The 17,357-nt window shown below is 65.6% G+C and carries 9 protein-coding genes; 5 read left to right on the top strand and 4 right to left on the bottom strand.

From position 1 onward, the window contains the following. Positions 1-51: 51 nt before the first annotated feature. On the top strand, positions 52-8,547 hold the full coding sequence (locus ACIA5H_RS32905) for an amino acid adenylation domain-containing protein (RefSeq protein WP_397079748.1): 8,496 nt from the start codon (positions 52-54) through the stop codon (positions 8,545-8,547). 89 nt (positions 8,548-8,636) lie between these two features. Here the strand turns inward: ACIA5H_RS32905 and ACIA5H_RS32910 are convergent, their stop codons facing one another. Continuing rightward, a complete protein-coding gene (locus ACIA5H_RS32910) occupies positions 8,637-9,956 on the bottom strand; it encodes an FAD-binding oxidoreductase (protein ID WP_397079750.1) in 1,320 nt (439 codons plus the stop codon). Between the two features lie 456 nt (positions 9,957-10,412). On the opposite strand from ACIA5H_RS32910, the gene ACIA5H_RS32915 reads away from it, so the two are divergent. Beyond that, positions 10,413-11,297, top strand: coding sequence for a hypothetical protein (locus tag ACIA5H_RS32915; RefSeq protein WP_355078115.1), 885 nt, complete (start codon positions 10,413-10,415; stop codon positions 11,295-11,297). 584 nt (positions 11,298-11,881) lie between these two features. On the opposite strand, the gene ACIA5H_RS32920 is transcribed toward ACIA5H_RS32915, so the two are convergent. The 3 genes from ACIA5H_RS32920 to ACIA5H_RS32930 all read right to left on the bottom strand — a co-directional run bounded on the left by ACIA5H_RS32920 (position 11,882) and on the right by ACIA5H_RS32930 (position 14,792). Beyond that, positions 11,882-13,123, bottom strand: a complete 1,242-nt coding sequence (locus tag ACIA5H_RS32920) for a hypothetical protein (RefSeq protein WP_397079752.1) — start codon at positions 13,121-13,123, stop codon at positions 11,882-11,884. Positions 13,124-13,365: 242 nt separating this feature from the next. After that, a complete protein-coding gene (locus ACIA5H_RS32925) occupies positions 13,366-13,803 on the bottom strand; it encodes a peptidase inhibitor family I36 protein (protein ID WP_379252303.1) in 438 nt (145 codons plus the stop codon). An 89-nt stretch (positions 13,804-13,892) separates the two neighbouring features. Further along, entirely contained in the window at positions 13,893-14,792 is a 900-nt protein-coding gene (locus tag ACIA5H_RS32930; protein ID WP_379252305.1) for an AraC family transcriptional regulator, read from the bottom strand. Between the two features lie 571 nt (positions 14,793-15,363). Between ACIA5H_RS32930 and ACIA5H_RS32935 the strand changes: the two genes are divergently transcribed. From ACIA5H_RS32935 to ACIA5H_RS32945, 3 genes are all read left to right on the top strand, one after another. Then, positions 15,364-15,963 carry a putative immunity protein gene (locus ACIA5H_RS32935; protein ID WP_397079755.1) on the top strand — a complete coding sequence of 200 codons (600 nt, stop codon included), beginning with the start codon at positions 15,364-15,366 and terminating at the stop codon, positions 15,961-15,963. Further along, on the top strand, positions 15,960-16,469 hold the full coding sequence (locus tag ACIA5H_RS32940; RefSeq protein WP_355078110.1) for a putative immunity protein: 510 nt from the start codon (positions 15,960-15,962) through the stop codon (positions 16,467-16,469). The genes ACIA5H_RS32935 and ACIA5H_RS32940 overlap by 4 nt, the downstream gene beginning before the upstream one ends. Positions 16,470-16,642: 173 nt before the next feature. Next, positions 16,643-17,260, top strand: coding sequence for a TetR/AcrR family transcriptional regulator (locus ACIA5H_RS32945; RefSeq protein WP_397079757.1), 618 nt, complete (start codon positions 16,643-16,645; stop codon positions 17,258-17,260). Positions 17,261-17,357 lie beyond the last annotated feature (97 nt).

The following is a 17,357-nucleotide window of genomic DNA, read 5'->3' on the forward strand; positions in this document are numbered from 1 at the left end:
ATCGTGAGGAATGGCCCGAGTGGCTACACCGGTCAGAATAAAGGTCTTGTCATGCAACAGTCTTCCGCTAGACCGATCGCTACCGGCAATAGGCTGTCCGACGGAGTTTTCCCGCTCTCGGCGGCCCAACGCGGAATTTGGTTCGCCCAGCACGTCGCAGGCGATGTCCCGATCTCTATTGCCCAGTACGTCGACCTGGCGGGATCGATCGACCTCGACCTGCTCGCCCCGGCAGCGCGCCAAGCCGGGCGCGAGTTCGGCACCGGGTATCTGCGCCTGATAGAAAGCGACGGTTATCCGTTCCAGTGCGTCGACACCACGCTCGACGATCGTGCACGCGTTGTCGACTTCCGAGGTGAGCGCGATCCCGCGGGCGCGGCTCATGCCTGGATGCGCCACGAATACTCGGCGCCCCTCGATCTGATGAATGACCGGTTGGCCTGTGTCGTCATGCTGCGGATCGCCGACGACCGCTGGTTCTGCTACTGGCGGATGCACCACATCGCGCTGGACGGCATGGGGGTCTCGGCCATGGCGCGACGCACCGGCGAGCTCTACACCGCGGCGATCGAGGGGAGGCCGCCCCCTGCCGCACAGGCCGAGGACCTGAGGAAGATCGTCGATGCCGATCAGGCGTACCGCAGCTCCGACCGTTTCGCGGCCGACCGGGAGTATTGGCTTCGGCACCTGGACGGGATCGCCGACCCGGTGAGTCTGGCGGGCCGTACCGCCGAAGTGGACGCGCATCCCAGACGTGTGGCCGCGGCGCTGACGCAGGAAACGGCTGCGTTGCTGGAGATGGTCGCGAAGGCGGCGTCATCCGGTGTGGCGCCTACGGTGGTCGCAACCTTCGGCGCCTATCTGGCTGCGATCACCGGTGCTCCAGAGGTGGTCTTGAGCCTGCCGGTCTCTGCGCGCACGACGGCGACGATGCGACGCTCCGGCGGCATGATCGCCAACGTCGTCCCGGTGCGACTGAGCTTGCGGCCGACCACGACCGTCGGTGAACTGATCCGGGCAGCACAGGCTGAGCTGACCGGCGCGCTGCGGCGGCAGCGCTACCGCCAAGAGGACATCTTCCGCGACCTCGGTTGGCCGATGGACGAGGTAGCGACCTTCGGTCCGTCGGTGAATTTGATGATGGTGGACACCAGGGTTCAACTCGGTGCGGTCACCGGACGAGCGCATGTGCTGACCTCCGGGCTGATCGACGACCTCTACGTCAATCTGTATCCGGGCGTTGGAGGCGAGAGCACCCACATCGACTTCCAGGGCAACGCGAACCTGTACAGCGATACCGAATTGATCACTCACCACAGCCGATTTCTGCGGTTCCTGCGCAGGTTCCTCACCGCTGGACCGGACGCGGCACTGTCCACGATTCCCGTCGTACCTGATAACGAGCTCGCCGAACTCGCACCGGCACGCGGACCGACGGGCGTCGCGCCGCGCACGCTCCCCGAAATTCTCGCCGCGGGTGCGGGAATCGACCCCGAAGCGATCGCTGTCCATAGCGGGTCAGCTCGGCTGACATACCGCCAAGTGGACGAATACACCAACCGGCTGGCACGCATCCTGATCGCCGCCGGTGTCGGGCCGGAACGCGGTGTGGCGATCTCGATTCCGCGCTCGATCGATTCCGTGCTCGCGATGCTCGCCGTGGCCAAGGCAGGCGCCGCATTCGTGCCGATCGACCCGACCTACCCTTCGGACCGGATCGAGCACATGGTCGACGACAGCGGCGTCGGCATCGGCCTTACCGTAACGACCGCGCGAAGTCTGCTTCCGAATCGGGTGAACTGGCTGATCCTCGACGAGGACGAGACCGGCCGGGACATCGCGGAGCAGAGTGCGGCCGCGGTCGACGATACGGTGCGGCACGCTGCGGTGCTCTTGGATCAGGTCGCCTACATGATCTACACGTCAGGGTCGACCGGATTGCCCAAAGGCGTGCTGGTCACACACCGTGGCTTGGCGAATCTGGTCGCCAACTCCGCGCAGAGTTTCGGCGTCGCCGCGGATTCCGTGATGGCACACGTTGTTTCGCCGAGCTTCGATATTTCGGTCGAAGAGATCCTGGTCAGCTTCGCCGCCGGTGCGACGCTCGTCGTTGTTCCGCCATCGGCGTACGGCGGTGAAGAGATGGCGGCGGTTCTGCGCGCGGAAGGTGTGTCCCACCTGGACGCCACACCGGCGGTCGTGGGATCTCTCGACCCGGCGACACTACCCAGCCTGCGCACTGTCGTTGTCGGTGGTGAGAGCTGCCCAGGCGAGTTGGTGGCCAGGTGGTCCGGTCGTTCTGTACTCAATGGGTACGGGCCCACCGAGACCACGGTCACGGCGACCTTGAGCGACGCGTTGAGACCCGCTGGGCCGGTCACGATCGGAAGTCCGGGTCGCGGTTTCTCAGCGGTCGTGCTCGATTCCTGGTTGCGGCCGGTGGCTCCCGGGACGATCGGGGAGCTCTATCTCGCCGGGGCGGGTGTGGCGCGCGGCTATCATCAGCGTAGAGGCCTCACTGCCTGCCGATTCGTAGCGAACCCTTACGCGTGCGGCGAGCGGATGTACCGCACCGGAGACTTGGCTCGCTGGACCGAGAGTTCCGGGAGACTGGAGCTGGATCATCAGGGTCGCAGCGACTTCCAGGTGAAGGTGCGCGGCTTCCGTATCGAGCTCGGCGAAATCGATGCCGTTCTGCGACAGCACCCCGGCGTCGACTTCGTGGTCACCCTCGGCAAGGAGACCGACTCGGGTTCCACCGCGCTGGTGTCGTACGTGCTGCCCGAACCAGGTGCCAAGGTCTCTGTGGACGCGTTGAAAGCGGCTGCGGACAAGGCGCTTCCGGCCTACATGGTGCCCGCCGCGGTGGTAATACTGGACAGTATTCCGCTGACACCGCTGGGCAAGGTAGATCGCACGGCACTGCCAGAACCAGAGTTCGGCTCGCACGCGCCTGTGGGCAGACCACCTTCGACCCCACGGGAGCAGGCGCTGGCCGCGCTGTTCGCCGAGGTTCTCGGGCTGGATTCGGTGGGCGTCGACGCGAGCTTCTTCGCACTCGGTGGCGACAGCATCTCGGCCATTCAACTGGTCTCGAAGGCGAAGTCCGCCGGGATCGGCTTCGGCGCACGAGATGTATTCGAGCGCAAAACCGTTGCCGCTCTCGCAGCGGTGGCCACCGAGGCGCGCACTCCGGTGGCACGCGAGCTGCCCGGCGGTGGCGTCGGCGCCGTCGAACTCACACCGATCGTGCACGCGATGCTGGACCAAGGACAGACCTGGCGCAGGCTCGGCCAGGCGGTCTTGGTCGGTCTACCGGCCGACGTGGACCACACACGATTGGTCGAGGCCGTGCAAGTGCTTCTCGACCATCACGACCTACTGCGCTCCTCGACGCGAAACACCGACCACGGCTGGGAATGGGTTGTCGCACCAGCCGGTGCGGTCGAGGCAGGCACCTTGGTGGACATCGTGAGCGCCGATCGCGATGGCGATCCGACGTTCGATGACGAATTGCAAGCTGCCGCGGACCTGCTCGATCCGGAGGCCGGAGTCGTCGCACGCTTCGTGCTGATCGAACGAGCGAATGCTCCTTCCTTGTGCTGGATCGTGCTGCATCACCTGGTGATCGACGCGGTGTCGTGGCGCATCCTGCTGCCGGATCTGGCGACCGCGGCCATGGGCTTCGCCCTGGCTCCGGTCGGCACCTCGTTTCGGCGTTGGGCGCACGGACAAGTCGAGCATGCGGCAGGCCGCAGCGCCGAACTGCCGGTCTGGCAGAACATTTTGGCGACGCCCGATCCGCCGATCGGCACGGGCGCTTGGGACCCGGCCCTCGACATCGCCGCCACCGCGAGGACTTTCCGGACCATCATCGTTCCGGATGTCGCGAACTCGGTACTCACCACGGTGCCGGACCTTTTCCACTGCGGTGCCGACGATGTGCTGCTGACCGCGCTCGCGATGGCGGCATGCCGCTGGCGTGATCGAAGGTCATTGCTTCTCAGCACGGAGGGCCACGGACGCACGGAGGCCGTCCTGCCCGGCGCCGATGTCGCGCGCACCGTGGGCTGGTTCACCACGGTCCATCCGATCGCCATCGATCTGACGGGCATCGACCTCGCAGACGCTTTTACCGGTGGCCCCGCGGCGGGCGCCGCGATCAAGACCACGAAGCAACAGTTACGCGCGGTGCCCGACAAGGGTGTCGGCTTCGGCATGCTCCGGTATCTGAACGCCGACACCAAGAATGCGCTCGTGGACGCGCCGACCCCGCAGATCAGCTTCAACTATCTGGGCCGGGTGCCGACCGACAGCGAGGCCGGGTCCTGGTTGCCGCAACGCTTCGCGGCAACACGGGACGAGCGAGCGCCGCTGGCCGCGGTCGTCGATATCAATGCCGCCCTGACCGACGCCGGGCTGGAAGTGACGTGGGCATACGCAGCTCGGCTGCTCGAGGCCGTAGACGTCGAAGAGTTCGCCGGTCTCTGGGCAGCCGCGCTGCGGGCACTGGCCGATCACAGCGGCAGCCAAGGAGCCGGAGGACACACTCCTTGCGACTTCGACCTCGTCGCGGTGACGCAGGCGCAGATCGACGCCTGGGAACGCACCTATCCGACTCTCACCGATGTCTGGCCGCTGTCACCATTGCAGCATGGCCTGCTCTTCCATGCGCTGTACGATCCCGAAGGCGCCGACGTCTATACGGTGCAGTCGCTACTCACGTTGACGGGTACCGTCGACACCGCGCGACTACGCTCCGCCGCGCAGACACTGGTGGCACGGCACGACATCCTGCGGGTCGCGTTCGTGGAGACCGATGAAGGGCCCCGCCAACTCGTCGTCACCGACGCCGACATCTGCTGGCGGGAGATCGACCTGACCGGAATCGCGGAAGCCGAGCAACGACAGCGAGAACTCGACCGGGTGATCGCCCTGGACGCGGGCAGCCGGTTCGAATTGACCCGCCCGCCGCTCGTGCGCTGCACGCTCGTGCGCACCGCTCCCGCGCAGTACCGGTTCGTGCTGACCAACCATCACCTTGTGCTGGACGGCTGGTCGACTGCGCTGCTGGTGCGGGAATTACTCACGCTCTATGCCACTGCGGGCGACACCTCCGCGCTGCCGCCCGCGCATTCTTACCGCGAATTCCTCTCCTGGCTGCGCCAGCAGGATCATGCTGCGTCGACCGCCGCGTGGGCACAGTACTTGGCAGGTATCGACATCCCGACACGGGCGGTCTCGACATCGACCGGCACGGAGGCGACAGGGACCGGGACGGTGTCCGCCGACCTGTCCCCGGACATCGTCGCACGTCTGCAAATGGCCGCGCGCGATTCGGGCACCACGGCGAACACGATAGTGCAGGCGGGTTGGGCGATGCTGCTGGCCGTGCTGACGGGCCGATCCGACGTGGTATTCGGCGCGACGGTGTCGGGCAGGCCACCCGAGCTGGCCGGTGTCGAAGAATCGGTTGGTCTTTTCATCAATACGTTGCCGGTGCGCGTACGATTCGATCCCGCGGAGCGGGTCGCCGACCTACTGGCTCGCATGCAGAGTGAACAGGCACGGCTGATGGATCATCAGCAAGTCGGGCTCGCCGCGATTCACAAGACGGTGGGCTTGGCCGAATTGTTCGATACTCTCACCGTTTTCGAGTCGTATCCGCTCGACCGAGGCGCGTTGTCGGTGCTGCCGGACATCGCGGGCATGCGGGTAGTCGACATCGAGGGCACCGATGCCACGCCGTATCCGTTGAATCTCATGGTAATTCCGCTGCCCGGCAGTGACGGGCAGGCCATGCTGCGGATCAGCGTGAAGTACCACGCCGACCAGTTCGTGCCGGAGACAGCGCGCCTACTGTTGGATCGCTTGGTCCGGTTCCTGACTCAACTCGTAGGCAACCCACAGGCGCTGGTGTCCGAGCTACAGTGCTGCGACGACGCGGAGCGCGCCACGCTGCTGTCGGTGCGTGGACCGGCGTCGATGCCGCCGCGAACACTGCCCGAAATTCTCTGTGCCGGAGCACGGATCGACCGCAGTGCCATCGCTGTTCGCGCGGGCGAGACAACGATGTCCTATGGCGAGCTCGACGCCTGGTCGAATCGTCTTGCCCGCGTCCTACTGCGCCGAGGCGCGCGGCCGGAAATGTGCGTCGTGCTTGCTCTCGGTCGATCGCTGGAATCGGTGGTGGCGGTATGGGCAGTCGCCAAGGCCGGCGCGGCGTTCGTGTCGCTCGATCCTTGCTATCCGATCGAGCGGATCGAGCACATCCTGGTCGACTCGAAGGCGGAGATCGGCGTGACGGTGACCCGCGAGACGCTACCGGGAACCATCGACTGGCTGCTGCTCGACGACCTCGATACGCGCCGCCGGGTCGAGAAGGTCTCCGCAGCACCGATCACCGACGCGGAGCGTGGGAGTCCCATCCGCATCGACCACGCGGCGTACCTGATCTACACCTCGGGCTCCACCGGCGAACCCAAGGCTGTGCTGGTCAGCCATCGCGGGCTCGCGAATCTGGTGGCCGACTTGACCGAGTCACTGGACTTGGATCCGGCGGTCGGCGTCCTGCATGTGGCGTCACCGAGCTTCGACGCGTCGATCTTCGAACTGCTGACAGCACATGGCGCGGGCGGCGAACTCGTGATCGCGCCGCCTGACGTATGTGCGGGCGGAGAGTTGGATCGACTGCTGCGCGCCGAACGGGTCACCCATGCGTCGATCACGCCGTCGGTACTGGCCACGATGGATCCTGGCGGACTCGATCAGCTGCGGGTGCTTGCTGTGGGGGGCGAGCCCGCGAGGGCTGAACTGATCGAGCGGTGGTCGAATGAGCGTCGGATGGTGAACCTGTACGGTCCGACAGAGTTCAGCACTTGGGCGACCTGTCACCGCGATCTCGCCGCGGCAGCGCCGATCACCATCGGCGGGCCGATCCGTGGCGCCGCGACCATGGTGCTCGACACCTGGTTGCGTCCGGTGCCGGTCGGCGTCGCCGGTGAACTGTACCTGGCCGGTCCCGCGCTCGCCCGCGGCTATTTCGGCCGTTTCGAGGCGACCGCGACACACTTCGTCGCCGATCCCTACGGCCAGCCGGGGGAGCGGATGTACCGCACCGGAGACATGGTGCGATGGGTCATCGGGACCGACCATACATACGAACTGGAGTTTCTGGGCCGCAACGACTTCCAGGTGAAGATCCACGGCCTGCGGATCGAACTCGGCGAGATCGATTCCGTGCTGTGCCGCGATGAACAGGTCGAGTATGCGGTGACGATAGGCCGCGCCGGGCCGACAGGGGCAACCGTACTGGTGTCGTATGTGTTGCCTGCCGAGAATGTCACGGCCGACGCCGCGCACCTGCGTATGGTCGCGACCGCTACCCTGCCCGCGTACATGGTCCCTTCCGTGTTCGTCGTGCTCGATACGATTCCGCTCAACGCGGTCGGCAAGCTCGATCGGACCGCCTTGCCCACACCTGAATTCGCGAACGGGCAGGCCGAGTACCGACCACCCTCGACACCTGCCGAAGCAATTCTCGCCGACATCTGCGCGGAGCTGCTCGGTGTCGACAAAGTCGGCGCCGACGATTCCTTCTTCGTTCTCGGCGGCGACAGTATCCTCGCTCTCCAGCTGGTATCCAGAGCCGAGCGGCGGGGCGTCCACCGCACGCCGTTTCAGGTGTTCCAGCACCGCACCATCGCCGCATTGGCCGCGGCCGCCGGGCGTATGGCCGATGAGCTGCCTCCAGTCGACGCCGGACCTATGCTCGACGTCGTGTGGCCGATCCGGCTCGACGGCACCGAACCCGCGCTGTTCTGCGTGTCCCCGTCCTCCGGAGTCGCCTGGCCCTACTCGGGATTCGCGGATGTGCTGTCGCCGGGCAGGCCGATCTATGGGCTACAGGCGCCGGGCCTGGGCGGTGGCGAAGCACTGGCGCGATCGATCGAAGAGTTGGTCGATCGGTACATCCACGAGATCCGGATTCTGCAGCCGACGGGTCCATACCACCTGCTCGGGTGGTCGTTCGGCGGGCTCGTCGCGCACGCGATCGCCACGAAGTTGAGGAACGCCGGTGAGCATGTAGGACTTCTCGCGCTACTCGACACGGACTCCGCGGACACCGATGGTGACGGCATCGAGCAGCTTTCCGCTGGCGGCTTCGTCAGTACTTTCGGCCCGATGTTGGGTATTCGTGGTGTGCCCGCCGATGCGTCCGCAGAAGATGCCGCCGATCTGATTCGTGCCCGACTGGGCGGTGTTTCGCCGATCGACGCGGGCACAATCGAGCGTCTGACGCGGTGGTACAACATAGTGGCACAGATCAGAACCGGATATCATCGTCCCGTATTCAACGGGGAAGCAGTGTATTTCAGTGCAACCGTCGACGCATCCGGCAACTCGGGCCCCGGTGGATGGCGGCCCTACGTGACCGGCGAGATCGTCGATCACGATATCCGAGTCACCCACGACGAACTGACCGCACGACACGTGTTGCCGATCATCGCGCGGGTACTCGACGAGCATTTGGCCGGTCGAAGATGAACCTTCAGGACAGGCCGGCATGTCACGGCAGCTCGCGGAGATGGGTTGGGTCGGTCCGGGTCTGCGGAACTGTCATTACTGAGTGTCGATCAGTGTGATGCGGGCGGGATGCTCTGCTCGTACTGGAAAACGTTGTGAGGGTCGTACTTCGCTTTGATCGTGCGCAGCCGCTCGAAGTGCTGTCCGCCCCAGTAGGCGGTTCCCCACTCTTGCATTCCGACGTTCGGTACGTTGACGTAGGCGCCGTCCGCGTAGGGCCGCAGCGCCTGGCTGAACTCGGCGGTCCAGGCCTGGGCCTGCGAGGTCAGCGGGTCGCTGACGCCTGGTTGTGTGGAACGAGTCCCCCAAGCTGCGCCGATCTCACCGTAGAAAAGCGCGTCGCGATGCGCGAACGCCGTGCCGCCAGGGGGTTCCGTCTTGATCGCCCCACCGAAGGCATCGACGAAGTAGTTGCTGTCCTCTGTGGGAGCGTTCCGCATGAAGTCGCCGATGATGTCGATCGCCTCCTTCGGGAACGGCTCTTTGACGAACTGCGAGAAGAACTTCCAGTTCGCGGGCTCTTGCGGGAGCGGGACCTGGGCTCCCGCGAAAATATCGCCCCAATTACCGACCTGCACCGTGACATCGGGGCTACCGACCGACAGGATCGCAGCCAGCATCTCTGTGGCCTGTGCCGCCGCCCCCTCCACGAGCCACGCGGACAGCAGGATCTGGGACTTGTGGACCTCGAGCTCGGATCCCAGACGGCTGTCGGCGGACGGTACCGTACGCTGCCACGCCTCGAAGACCCCGTACAGGTCCCCGAGTCCATCCCACGTCGCCTGCACATAGGCGAGATGCTCGAGCGGATACACCTTGTAGGTGAGTTGGGTGACGATCCCGAAGTTGCCGTTGCCCGCGCCGCGAAGCGCCCAGAGCAGGTCCGAGTGGTGCTGCGAGTCCGCGTTGATCACCTCGGCGCAGTCGTCACCCGACGCGACGACGACCTCGGCCGCCATCAGGCTGTCGCAGGCCATGCCGAGCCAGCGGTTGAGCGGCCCGAGGCCACCGCCGAGCGTCGCACCGCACACGCTTACGCTGCCCTCGCTTCCGGTCGTGATCGCGAAATTCTGCTTCGCGAGCGTCGTCACCGCTTCCAGCTGGTTCAGCCCGGCGCCGACCGTCGCGATACGAGCGCCAGGGTCGATCCGGACGGACTTCAGCCGGCTGACGTCGATCACGATGCCGTTGTCGACGTTCGACCAGCCCTCGAGGGCGTGGCGGCCGCTGCGTACCCGCAACGCGACGTTGTGCTGCCGCGCCCACGTCAGGGCGTTCACCACGTCCTGGGTGTCCTGCGCGAAGACGATGACCAACGGATAGTGCGAAAAGAGCTGGTCCCAGCCGAGTCGGGCCTCCGTGTACGACACGTCACCGGGTCGGACGATGTGGCCGGTCAGCGTCGCGGGCGGGCATCCCGGGCTTTTTTCCGGGACGCTTGCGTCCGCGATATCCGGCGTGTCTGCGGCTGTGAGGCCCGAAACAACGACTGCTCCTACGCCGACGGCCGTCGACGTCCTGAGCAGGTCACGGCGAGAAAGATCACTCAAGGCCAAGTCCTCTCGATCGGCTACGCCAATACCGGGCTCCCCATGGAACTCTTACCCGCCAACCGCCGGGCAGTCCATCGTGCTCGATTTCCGAACGGTAACGGGTGACGTGGCGGTGTGTCCCGACACGCCAATCGAGGACGATCACAACCGCCCGAAGGGGTGACTCAGTAAGATTCGGACTCGGGCCGTGTCGGTTACGCGCGTCCCCTTGGCGTGTTACTCAGCGTCCAGAGACAGAGCTGCCCGACAGGCGTGGCTCATTAGGCTGGCTGGGTGGAGTTCACAACGGATTTCGAGCGTGGTGGGTGGCTGCTGGCGCGCGTCGGCGAACACGGGGTCGGAGGCGTCGCTGGTACCGGTTTCGAGGCTTATGCGCGGATCCTGCACCCGGTCGAGGCGACTCGCCGCGATGTCACGGTCACCGACGAGTGGGGTAATCCCGAGATCGTGGAGGAGGTGAAGTGGCCGTGGGCCGAGGTCGCCGTGCGCAACGGCAGAGTGATGCATCCGCTGGTGCAGTGGCGCAACCTCACCGACGATGAGGACGAAGCGGCGATGTCGTTCGATGACGGCTGGAGAGTCGGCCAGACCGTCGAGGGGTGGTTCGACCCGAGCCTGCTGGCCGCGCTCACAGTCCACCTTCGCGCAGCCACCGAGGCACCGGAAGAGGTGACGGCTGGAGTGTGGAATGGATTCGGCGAGCTGAACACATCCTCGGGTACGGTGTTCGTCGCGTCCACCGATGGCGATCCGCAGAACCTCGAGCGCGAGCGAGCTCGAATCGACGCCGAGCTGGCAGCCTCTGTCGCGCCACAGGTCAGACGAGCGGTCCGGACCGGGCCTTTCCTGCGGTGGCCGGGACGCGACTTCATGCTGTTCGACACCAGCCTCTCCGAACTCGCCGACCCCAGCTGGGTGCATGCGGCGGGTCTGGGATGGACGACCGACTTCCCCGGAGTGACGCCCCAGCTGCTCTGGCCCGCCGACCACGCATGGGTCGTGGCCAGCGAGATCGACTTCGACTCCACGATCGTCGCCGGCTCACGGGCTCTGATCGACGCGGTTGTGGCCGACGATCGTTTCGAGGCCTTCGAGGTCGCCGAGAATTCGGATCTGAGCTGGTACGGCGACACAATCAACTCCGCGCCGAAGGACTGAGATGTCGGCGAGAGCTCGACCAGGGCGTGCAGCCGATGTCGCGGGGTTGGGCCTGGCGGGTGGTGTCGGCCGGCCAGCCGCCAGACCCAACACCTCCAGTCTGGAGAACATCCGTTCTCAGACGCGGAGAATTTGCAGGAGTTTGCGGGTTCAAAAGAGTTCACAGCTTTCGACGCCGATTTATCGCGGGCAGTCCCAGGGAGTAGGCCCGGACTGCGATCCCAGGCTGCGAGTGCTCTTGCTGGGACGGGCAGGATTCCGACCTCGGCCGCATATGCGATGCCGCAGCGTCGGATCGAACTCTCTTGTACCGCGAACACATTCGAACTGTGATTCCCCAATGCCGCGACCAGGTCGCCAATCGCATACGGATTCGTCCTGGCCCTCATCGTCGAATGGCTCGAATCATGGGGAGACACAGGCTAGTCGTGGCGGCCGACTGCCGACGCCGGACCTCGTCGACTTACCTGTAGTCGCCGAGACTGCCTGCCGGAATCGACCGCCACGTCCTGTCCCGCTGAAGCCCTTTCGCGCTGTACCGGATCGAAGTTCGCGTGCCACCGAGCGGGGCACGGGACATCAGTTCATGCGGAGGTGGGGTTGAACTCGGCGGTGACGCGGTCCACGAAGTTCTTGGCTTCGGGGCTCTCGTGGTCGGTGGGCAGCTCCACGGGCTGTCCGTTGAGCGGGACGGTCGCCGGCCGATGGTTCGCCAGTACCTTTCCGGCACCGTCGCCGAGCGGTAGACCGGCCAAGGCCGAGACCCGGTGCATCACGGCGTCGGTGCCGACCGGCGGGAGGGCTACGACGCCCTGCGGCCACTGCACGCCTCCGATTTCGAAGAACTCATGGTAGCCGCCTATGTGCTGGTACCCGACCTGCGCAAAGTACAAATCATCCGGCGTCGAGCCTTGCGTTTGATTGATCTTATCGTTGAACGTGCCGTGGAACACGCCGCTGGCGGGGTCGAAGTGTGCGTATTGGCCTGATACGGATGCCTGTATCTCGAGCACCTCGAACAGAACCTGCATACCACCGGGAGCAGGCTGATTGTTCTTGGAGTAGAGAGCCTTGGCGCCATCGATATCGGGCGGGTTCCACATGTGCGGGACGATGTCGAGGTCGTTGGCGTAGCGCCGAACTCGTTGCAGGCGCTGGGTGGTGTAGTTGACGAATTCCTGATTGCAGAAACTCGGTCCGGCGGTCGAGAGCACGCTGATCCTGGCTTTTTCGGAATTGTCCCAAAGCCACTGGGTGTCGCGCAGGAACAGCGCCAGCGTGAGTGACAGGGCGCCGCCGAGGCTGTGGCCGGTGACGGTCAGGTCGATCGCCTTGTCGCCGAGCGAACTCAGGAACTCGGGCAACGTGTGACCGGCGCCGGGACGCTGGCCTGAGGGCTTGATATCGAGGAGGGTTTTCACCCCGATAGCGGTGCCGATCGTGTGCCAGGCGCCATTATTCGCGAACCACGGCGTCTGGAGAATGAAGGAGTCCTCGACGAGCCAGTCGAACACCAGTGCATCGGTGCTGCCGGCCATCGCGATCACGTACCGGGAGCGATCCTCTGTGCTTCGCGCCATGTACAGGGCGTTGACCGCGTACAAGTCGGTGTCGAACAGCGCGACTCCCGGACCCCAGACGATCTCCCACCCTCCGATGACGTCCCGGTTGGTGTCGAGATACTGCTGGATCTTCTGAGCGAGGGTGTCCTCCAGGTTGCCGTCTTCTTTGCTGATGCTGTTGACCAGATTCGCGTACTCGCACAGCTGGTATGTGATTTTGTCTTGCAGAGACGGCTCATTGATCGTCGTGGATTGTGCAGTCATGTACCGCTCCTTACCGTATGAGTTTCATCCGAAACAGAGAGGAGAAAGCGGTGACGCGAATTCACACGCCGAGCCGAGACAGAACATCCCGAACCGGTAGCTGTGTATAGGAGTCTAGACGATCCACCACACCTGCGGGCGAATAGTCTGCCTGTCCGCGACCTGACGTCGTCGCCCGCGGACGGTCGGTACACCTCCCGGCTGCGCGCCGAGAGGGTTTACCGAGTATTGCAAATTTCAACTCAGCCGCAGACCCACAGGGCATCGGCCTTGTTGTCACCGTCGGCGGGCACATTGCCCTTGCTGTTGTCGGGGACCGAGACGAGCAGTTGCCACTCCTGACCGGTCCAGTTGTAGACGCCGACCGTCTTCCCGGTGCGGTTCCAGTACGAGCTCAGACGATCTCCATTTCCTTCGTTGCCGATGTCGTGCAGCAGGCAGTTGCTGTCGACCTGCACGAACATGCCGGTGCCGTTGCGGTGGTCGTAGCCGCAGAACAGTCCGCCCGGGCAGTCGTAAGCCGCCGACGCCGGTGCCGGCGCGAGGGCTGCGCCGTATCCAGCGACCGCGAGGGTAGCCGCCGCCGCGACGCTGAGCCGGCGAAACAATGTGAGTGAGAACATGATTGACCCTTCGAAGCCGATGGGATCGAGTATCGGTGCGGCGGAAATGCGCCGCACTCATGATGGGTGGACCGGACCGCCCGCGACTATCCACCTCGCGCGAGTTCTATCCGGGCTGCGCGGCGGGTTCGGCGCGGCGCGGCGTTTCAGGCGCGCAGCGTCACCGACGGCGGCACACCCCATCGCCGTCGGTACAGGGCTGAAAAACGGCCCAGATGCCAGAACCCCCAGTCCGCGGCCACCGCCGCGACCGTGGTCATGGTGGGGTCCGCGGCGGCCAGCGCGATGTGCACGCCCACCAGCCGGGCTTCACGCAATCGCGCCGTCGGTGTGGTGTCGAGGTATCGCCGGAAGCCCTCTTGCAGGCTCCGCACCGAAAGTCCCACTGCCTCAGCGATGTCGGTGATGGTGAGCATTTCGTGCGCATGGTCGGTGATGAGTTGTTCGGCCAGGCGGATGGGACGCGGCGTCGACTTTCCGGGTGCGTCGTCGAGCAGGAGCTCGGTGTAGCTGTTCGGCTGGGCCAGCAGGAGTTGGGACATCATCAGCTGCTCGATCTGCGGCCGCAGCCGCGAATCCAGGAACAGGCCGGGGCCTTCGGCGTCGGCCTGCAGCATGCGCAGCGATTCGAACCAGGTCCGGGCGGCCGGTGACCGCAATTGCATGGCGACGGCCATCCGCAGCGGACGATCCGGCGGCCGGCCCAGCATCCGCCGCAAATGGTCGTCCAACGCGGCACGGTCGAATCGGACGAGCAGTTGCCTGCTGCTCTCGTGCCAGTTCATGTCCAGGGGCGCGTCCGGGTCCGGAACCGAGGCCACCGCAGGGTCGGAGGCGATATCCGCGGTCCCGTTGAGCACCCGGGCCCACCCGGCCAGCGGTATTTGAACCAGGCGGAAGGTTTCGATGGGCTCGGTCCGGATCCGAACCTGGACCCCGTAATGCTTGTAGACCAGGCCGACATCGCCGTACCGGACGACATTGCAGCTGGCCTCCATGGTGGAGGCGCTCGGATCGAGCCGGTGCTCACGCAGAATGCCGCTCATCCCCGCCCGGGCCACCTCGGGGTCGGCGGTCCGAAAATAGCGATGCCTCGACAGCGGCTCTACGAACATCCCGACTGCCCTCCAAGCAGCAGGCACCGCGCGAACGGGCCTGGATCAGCGGATATCGACGGTATTGTCCGCCGACACCTGCGGGCACGCAGTCGGTTTCACATTCCAGGAAATCGGCGAGGTCCTGGGTAGATCGACCGAGGCCACCAAGATGATCGCCAGCCGGGCTCGTCGCAACGTCAAAGCCGCAGATCAGCCGACGGGCCTCGGTCGTGATCATCGAGAAATCGTCCGAGCCTTCCCTGGGCGGCGACTTCGAAGCGCTCCTGCGCGTCCTCAACCCGAACGTGAAGCTGACCGTAGACACCTCCGACCAGGGGTCGGTGGTCCGATGGCGTGGAAGCGCGCTGGACGGGTGGGCCCGTCTCAGGTGTGGGGATGCTCGTTTCGGCTGTCCGGTCATTCGCGGCTGCCGTGGCATCACTTTGAGGGTTTACGGTCGAATCCCCTGGTTATATGGCCATAACGTTCAACCGGATGTTCAAGGATACGATCGGAGGGTATGAACCTCCGGTCAGAGCCTCCCCTCCGGCGCAAGCAACGCACCCCAGACTTCGCGTTGACCATGGACGAGATCCGGGCAGTGACGGCTTTTGCCATGACCTCGGCAGAGCAGGTACTTCCGCTGTTCGAGGCATGTCACCCCGATGACAGCAGACCCCGCGACGCGCTCGCCGCCGCAGCCGCGTTCGTCCACGGAGACGACCGCTCTCGCGCCCAGCGGGTGACGGCACCTGCCGCCCACCGTGCTGGGCGAGAAGCGGCGGCGCCCGTGCCGTTTCACGCCGCGATGGCCGCGGGCGATGCCGCCGCGTCGGCGTATCTGCATCCGCTGGCGGATGCCGCTCAGGTCAACCACATCCTGCGCGCGTCTGCGCACACCATCCGAGTATTCGAGCTGCGCCCCAGCGACGAATACGGCGACTCGGTCGAGCGCATCGTCGACCTCGCGACGCCACTGGTGATCGACGTCCTCCGTCGTTATCCGAGGATCGGCGCCGGCGCGAACCGGGTCAGCCAGCTCGTGCACCAACTCGACCACCGCCTGCGAGATGAGCGCACCCCGTCACCGCGGCACGAGCGAGGGGCGGAGCGGCGATGATCCTGCCCAAGGTCCGAGACCCCCGAATGGTGACGATCCGTCGGGGTGGCCGCCTGACCGATGCCGACCATCAGTTGCTCGCGCTGTGGGCGGCGGCATGCGCCGAGCACGTTCTCGGCCATTTCGAGCACGAACAGCCCGACGATCCACGCCCACGAGACGCCATCGCCGCCGCCAGAGCGTGGGCGCGAGGCGACATGCCGATGATGCAAGCCCGGGCAGCAGGCGGACACGCGATGGGCGCCGCCCGCCCGCTGACCGGCGCGGCCCGGTTCGCCGCCTACGCCGCCGGACAAGCCGCATGCGTTGGACACGTCGCCGAACACGACCTCGGTGCCGCCGCCTACGCGATCAAAGCCGTTCGAAGCGCGCACCCCGGCAATCCCCAGGCGGGCCGGATCGAGCGTGACTGGCAGCGAGACCAGCTCACCGACCCCATCCGCGCCCTGGTCCTCGAAGACCAGGCCCGGCGCAACAGCATCTGCTGGTCGGTCTTCTCCGACTGAGCCGCACAGCATCTCCGCCGTATCGACCGCTGTCCTGGCAGTTTCCGCTCGGGGTGATCCGGTCTTCGAAGGGACCGCGAACGCGGTGCGTGCGGGCTTCCGCCTCAGCTGGGAAATTCAACATCGACAGACTGTCCGTAGTTACGGAGCGAATGCTCTGTTATGCTCCAGCCATGCCCCGCCCTCGTGTACACGCCCTGGATCAGCTCATGGATGCCGCAGAACGGTTGGCAGTCGACTCCGGACCCGCCGCGGTCACCGTCCGCGCGCTCTCGGAGGCCGCGTCGGTGTCCAATGGCGCGATCTATCACGCCTTCGGCTCCCGCGCCGGGCTGATGGGACGTGTCTGGCTGCGCGCCGCGCAGCGGTTTCTGACTTTGCAGCGTGAGGCCGCGGATCGTGCACTGGCGCACGGGGGTGCCGTCGAGGCGGTCGTCGCGGCCGCCGACGCCCCTGCCGAATTCCTGGTGCAGCAGCCGGTTTCGGGGCGTTTTCTGCTGACCGTGCCCCGCCGGGAGCTCCTCGGTTCCAGCGAGATCCCCGACGACATCGCCGAGCAACTACGCCGACTCGATCAGACCCTGACCGAGCTGTTCGTAAATCTGTCGCGCGGCGTGTTCGACCGCGCCGACCGTGAGGCCGTCGCCGTCATCCGTGATTGCGTGGTGGAACTGCCCACCGCGTTGCTGCTGCGCGGCAGCCGGAGCCCCGATACCGCAGTGCGCCAACGCCTCGCCGCGGCGGTCCGCGCGGTACTGGCCGTACCCCTGCACCCCACCACAACGAAGTGAAAGGACTCTCAATGACCGTGTCAAGCCGCCGTGGCCACCGGGATCGGGTTTTCCATGCTGAATTCGCGGCTGTCTCGCAGCAATGCCCACAACACGT

This window comes from Nocardia sp. NPDC051900, from assembly GCF_044452545.1.
Classification (GTDB): domain Bacteria; phylum Actinomycetota; class Actinomycetes; order Mycobacteriales; family Mycobacteriaceae; genus Nocardia; species Nocardia sichangensis.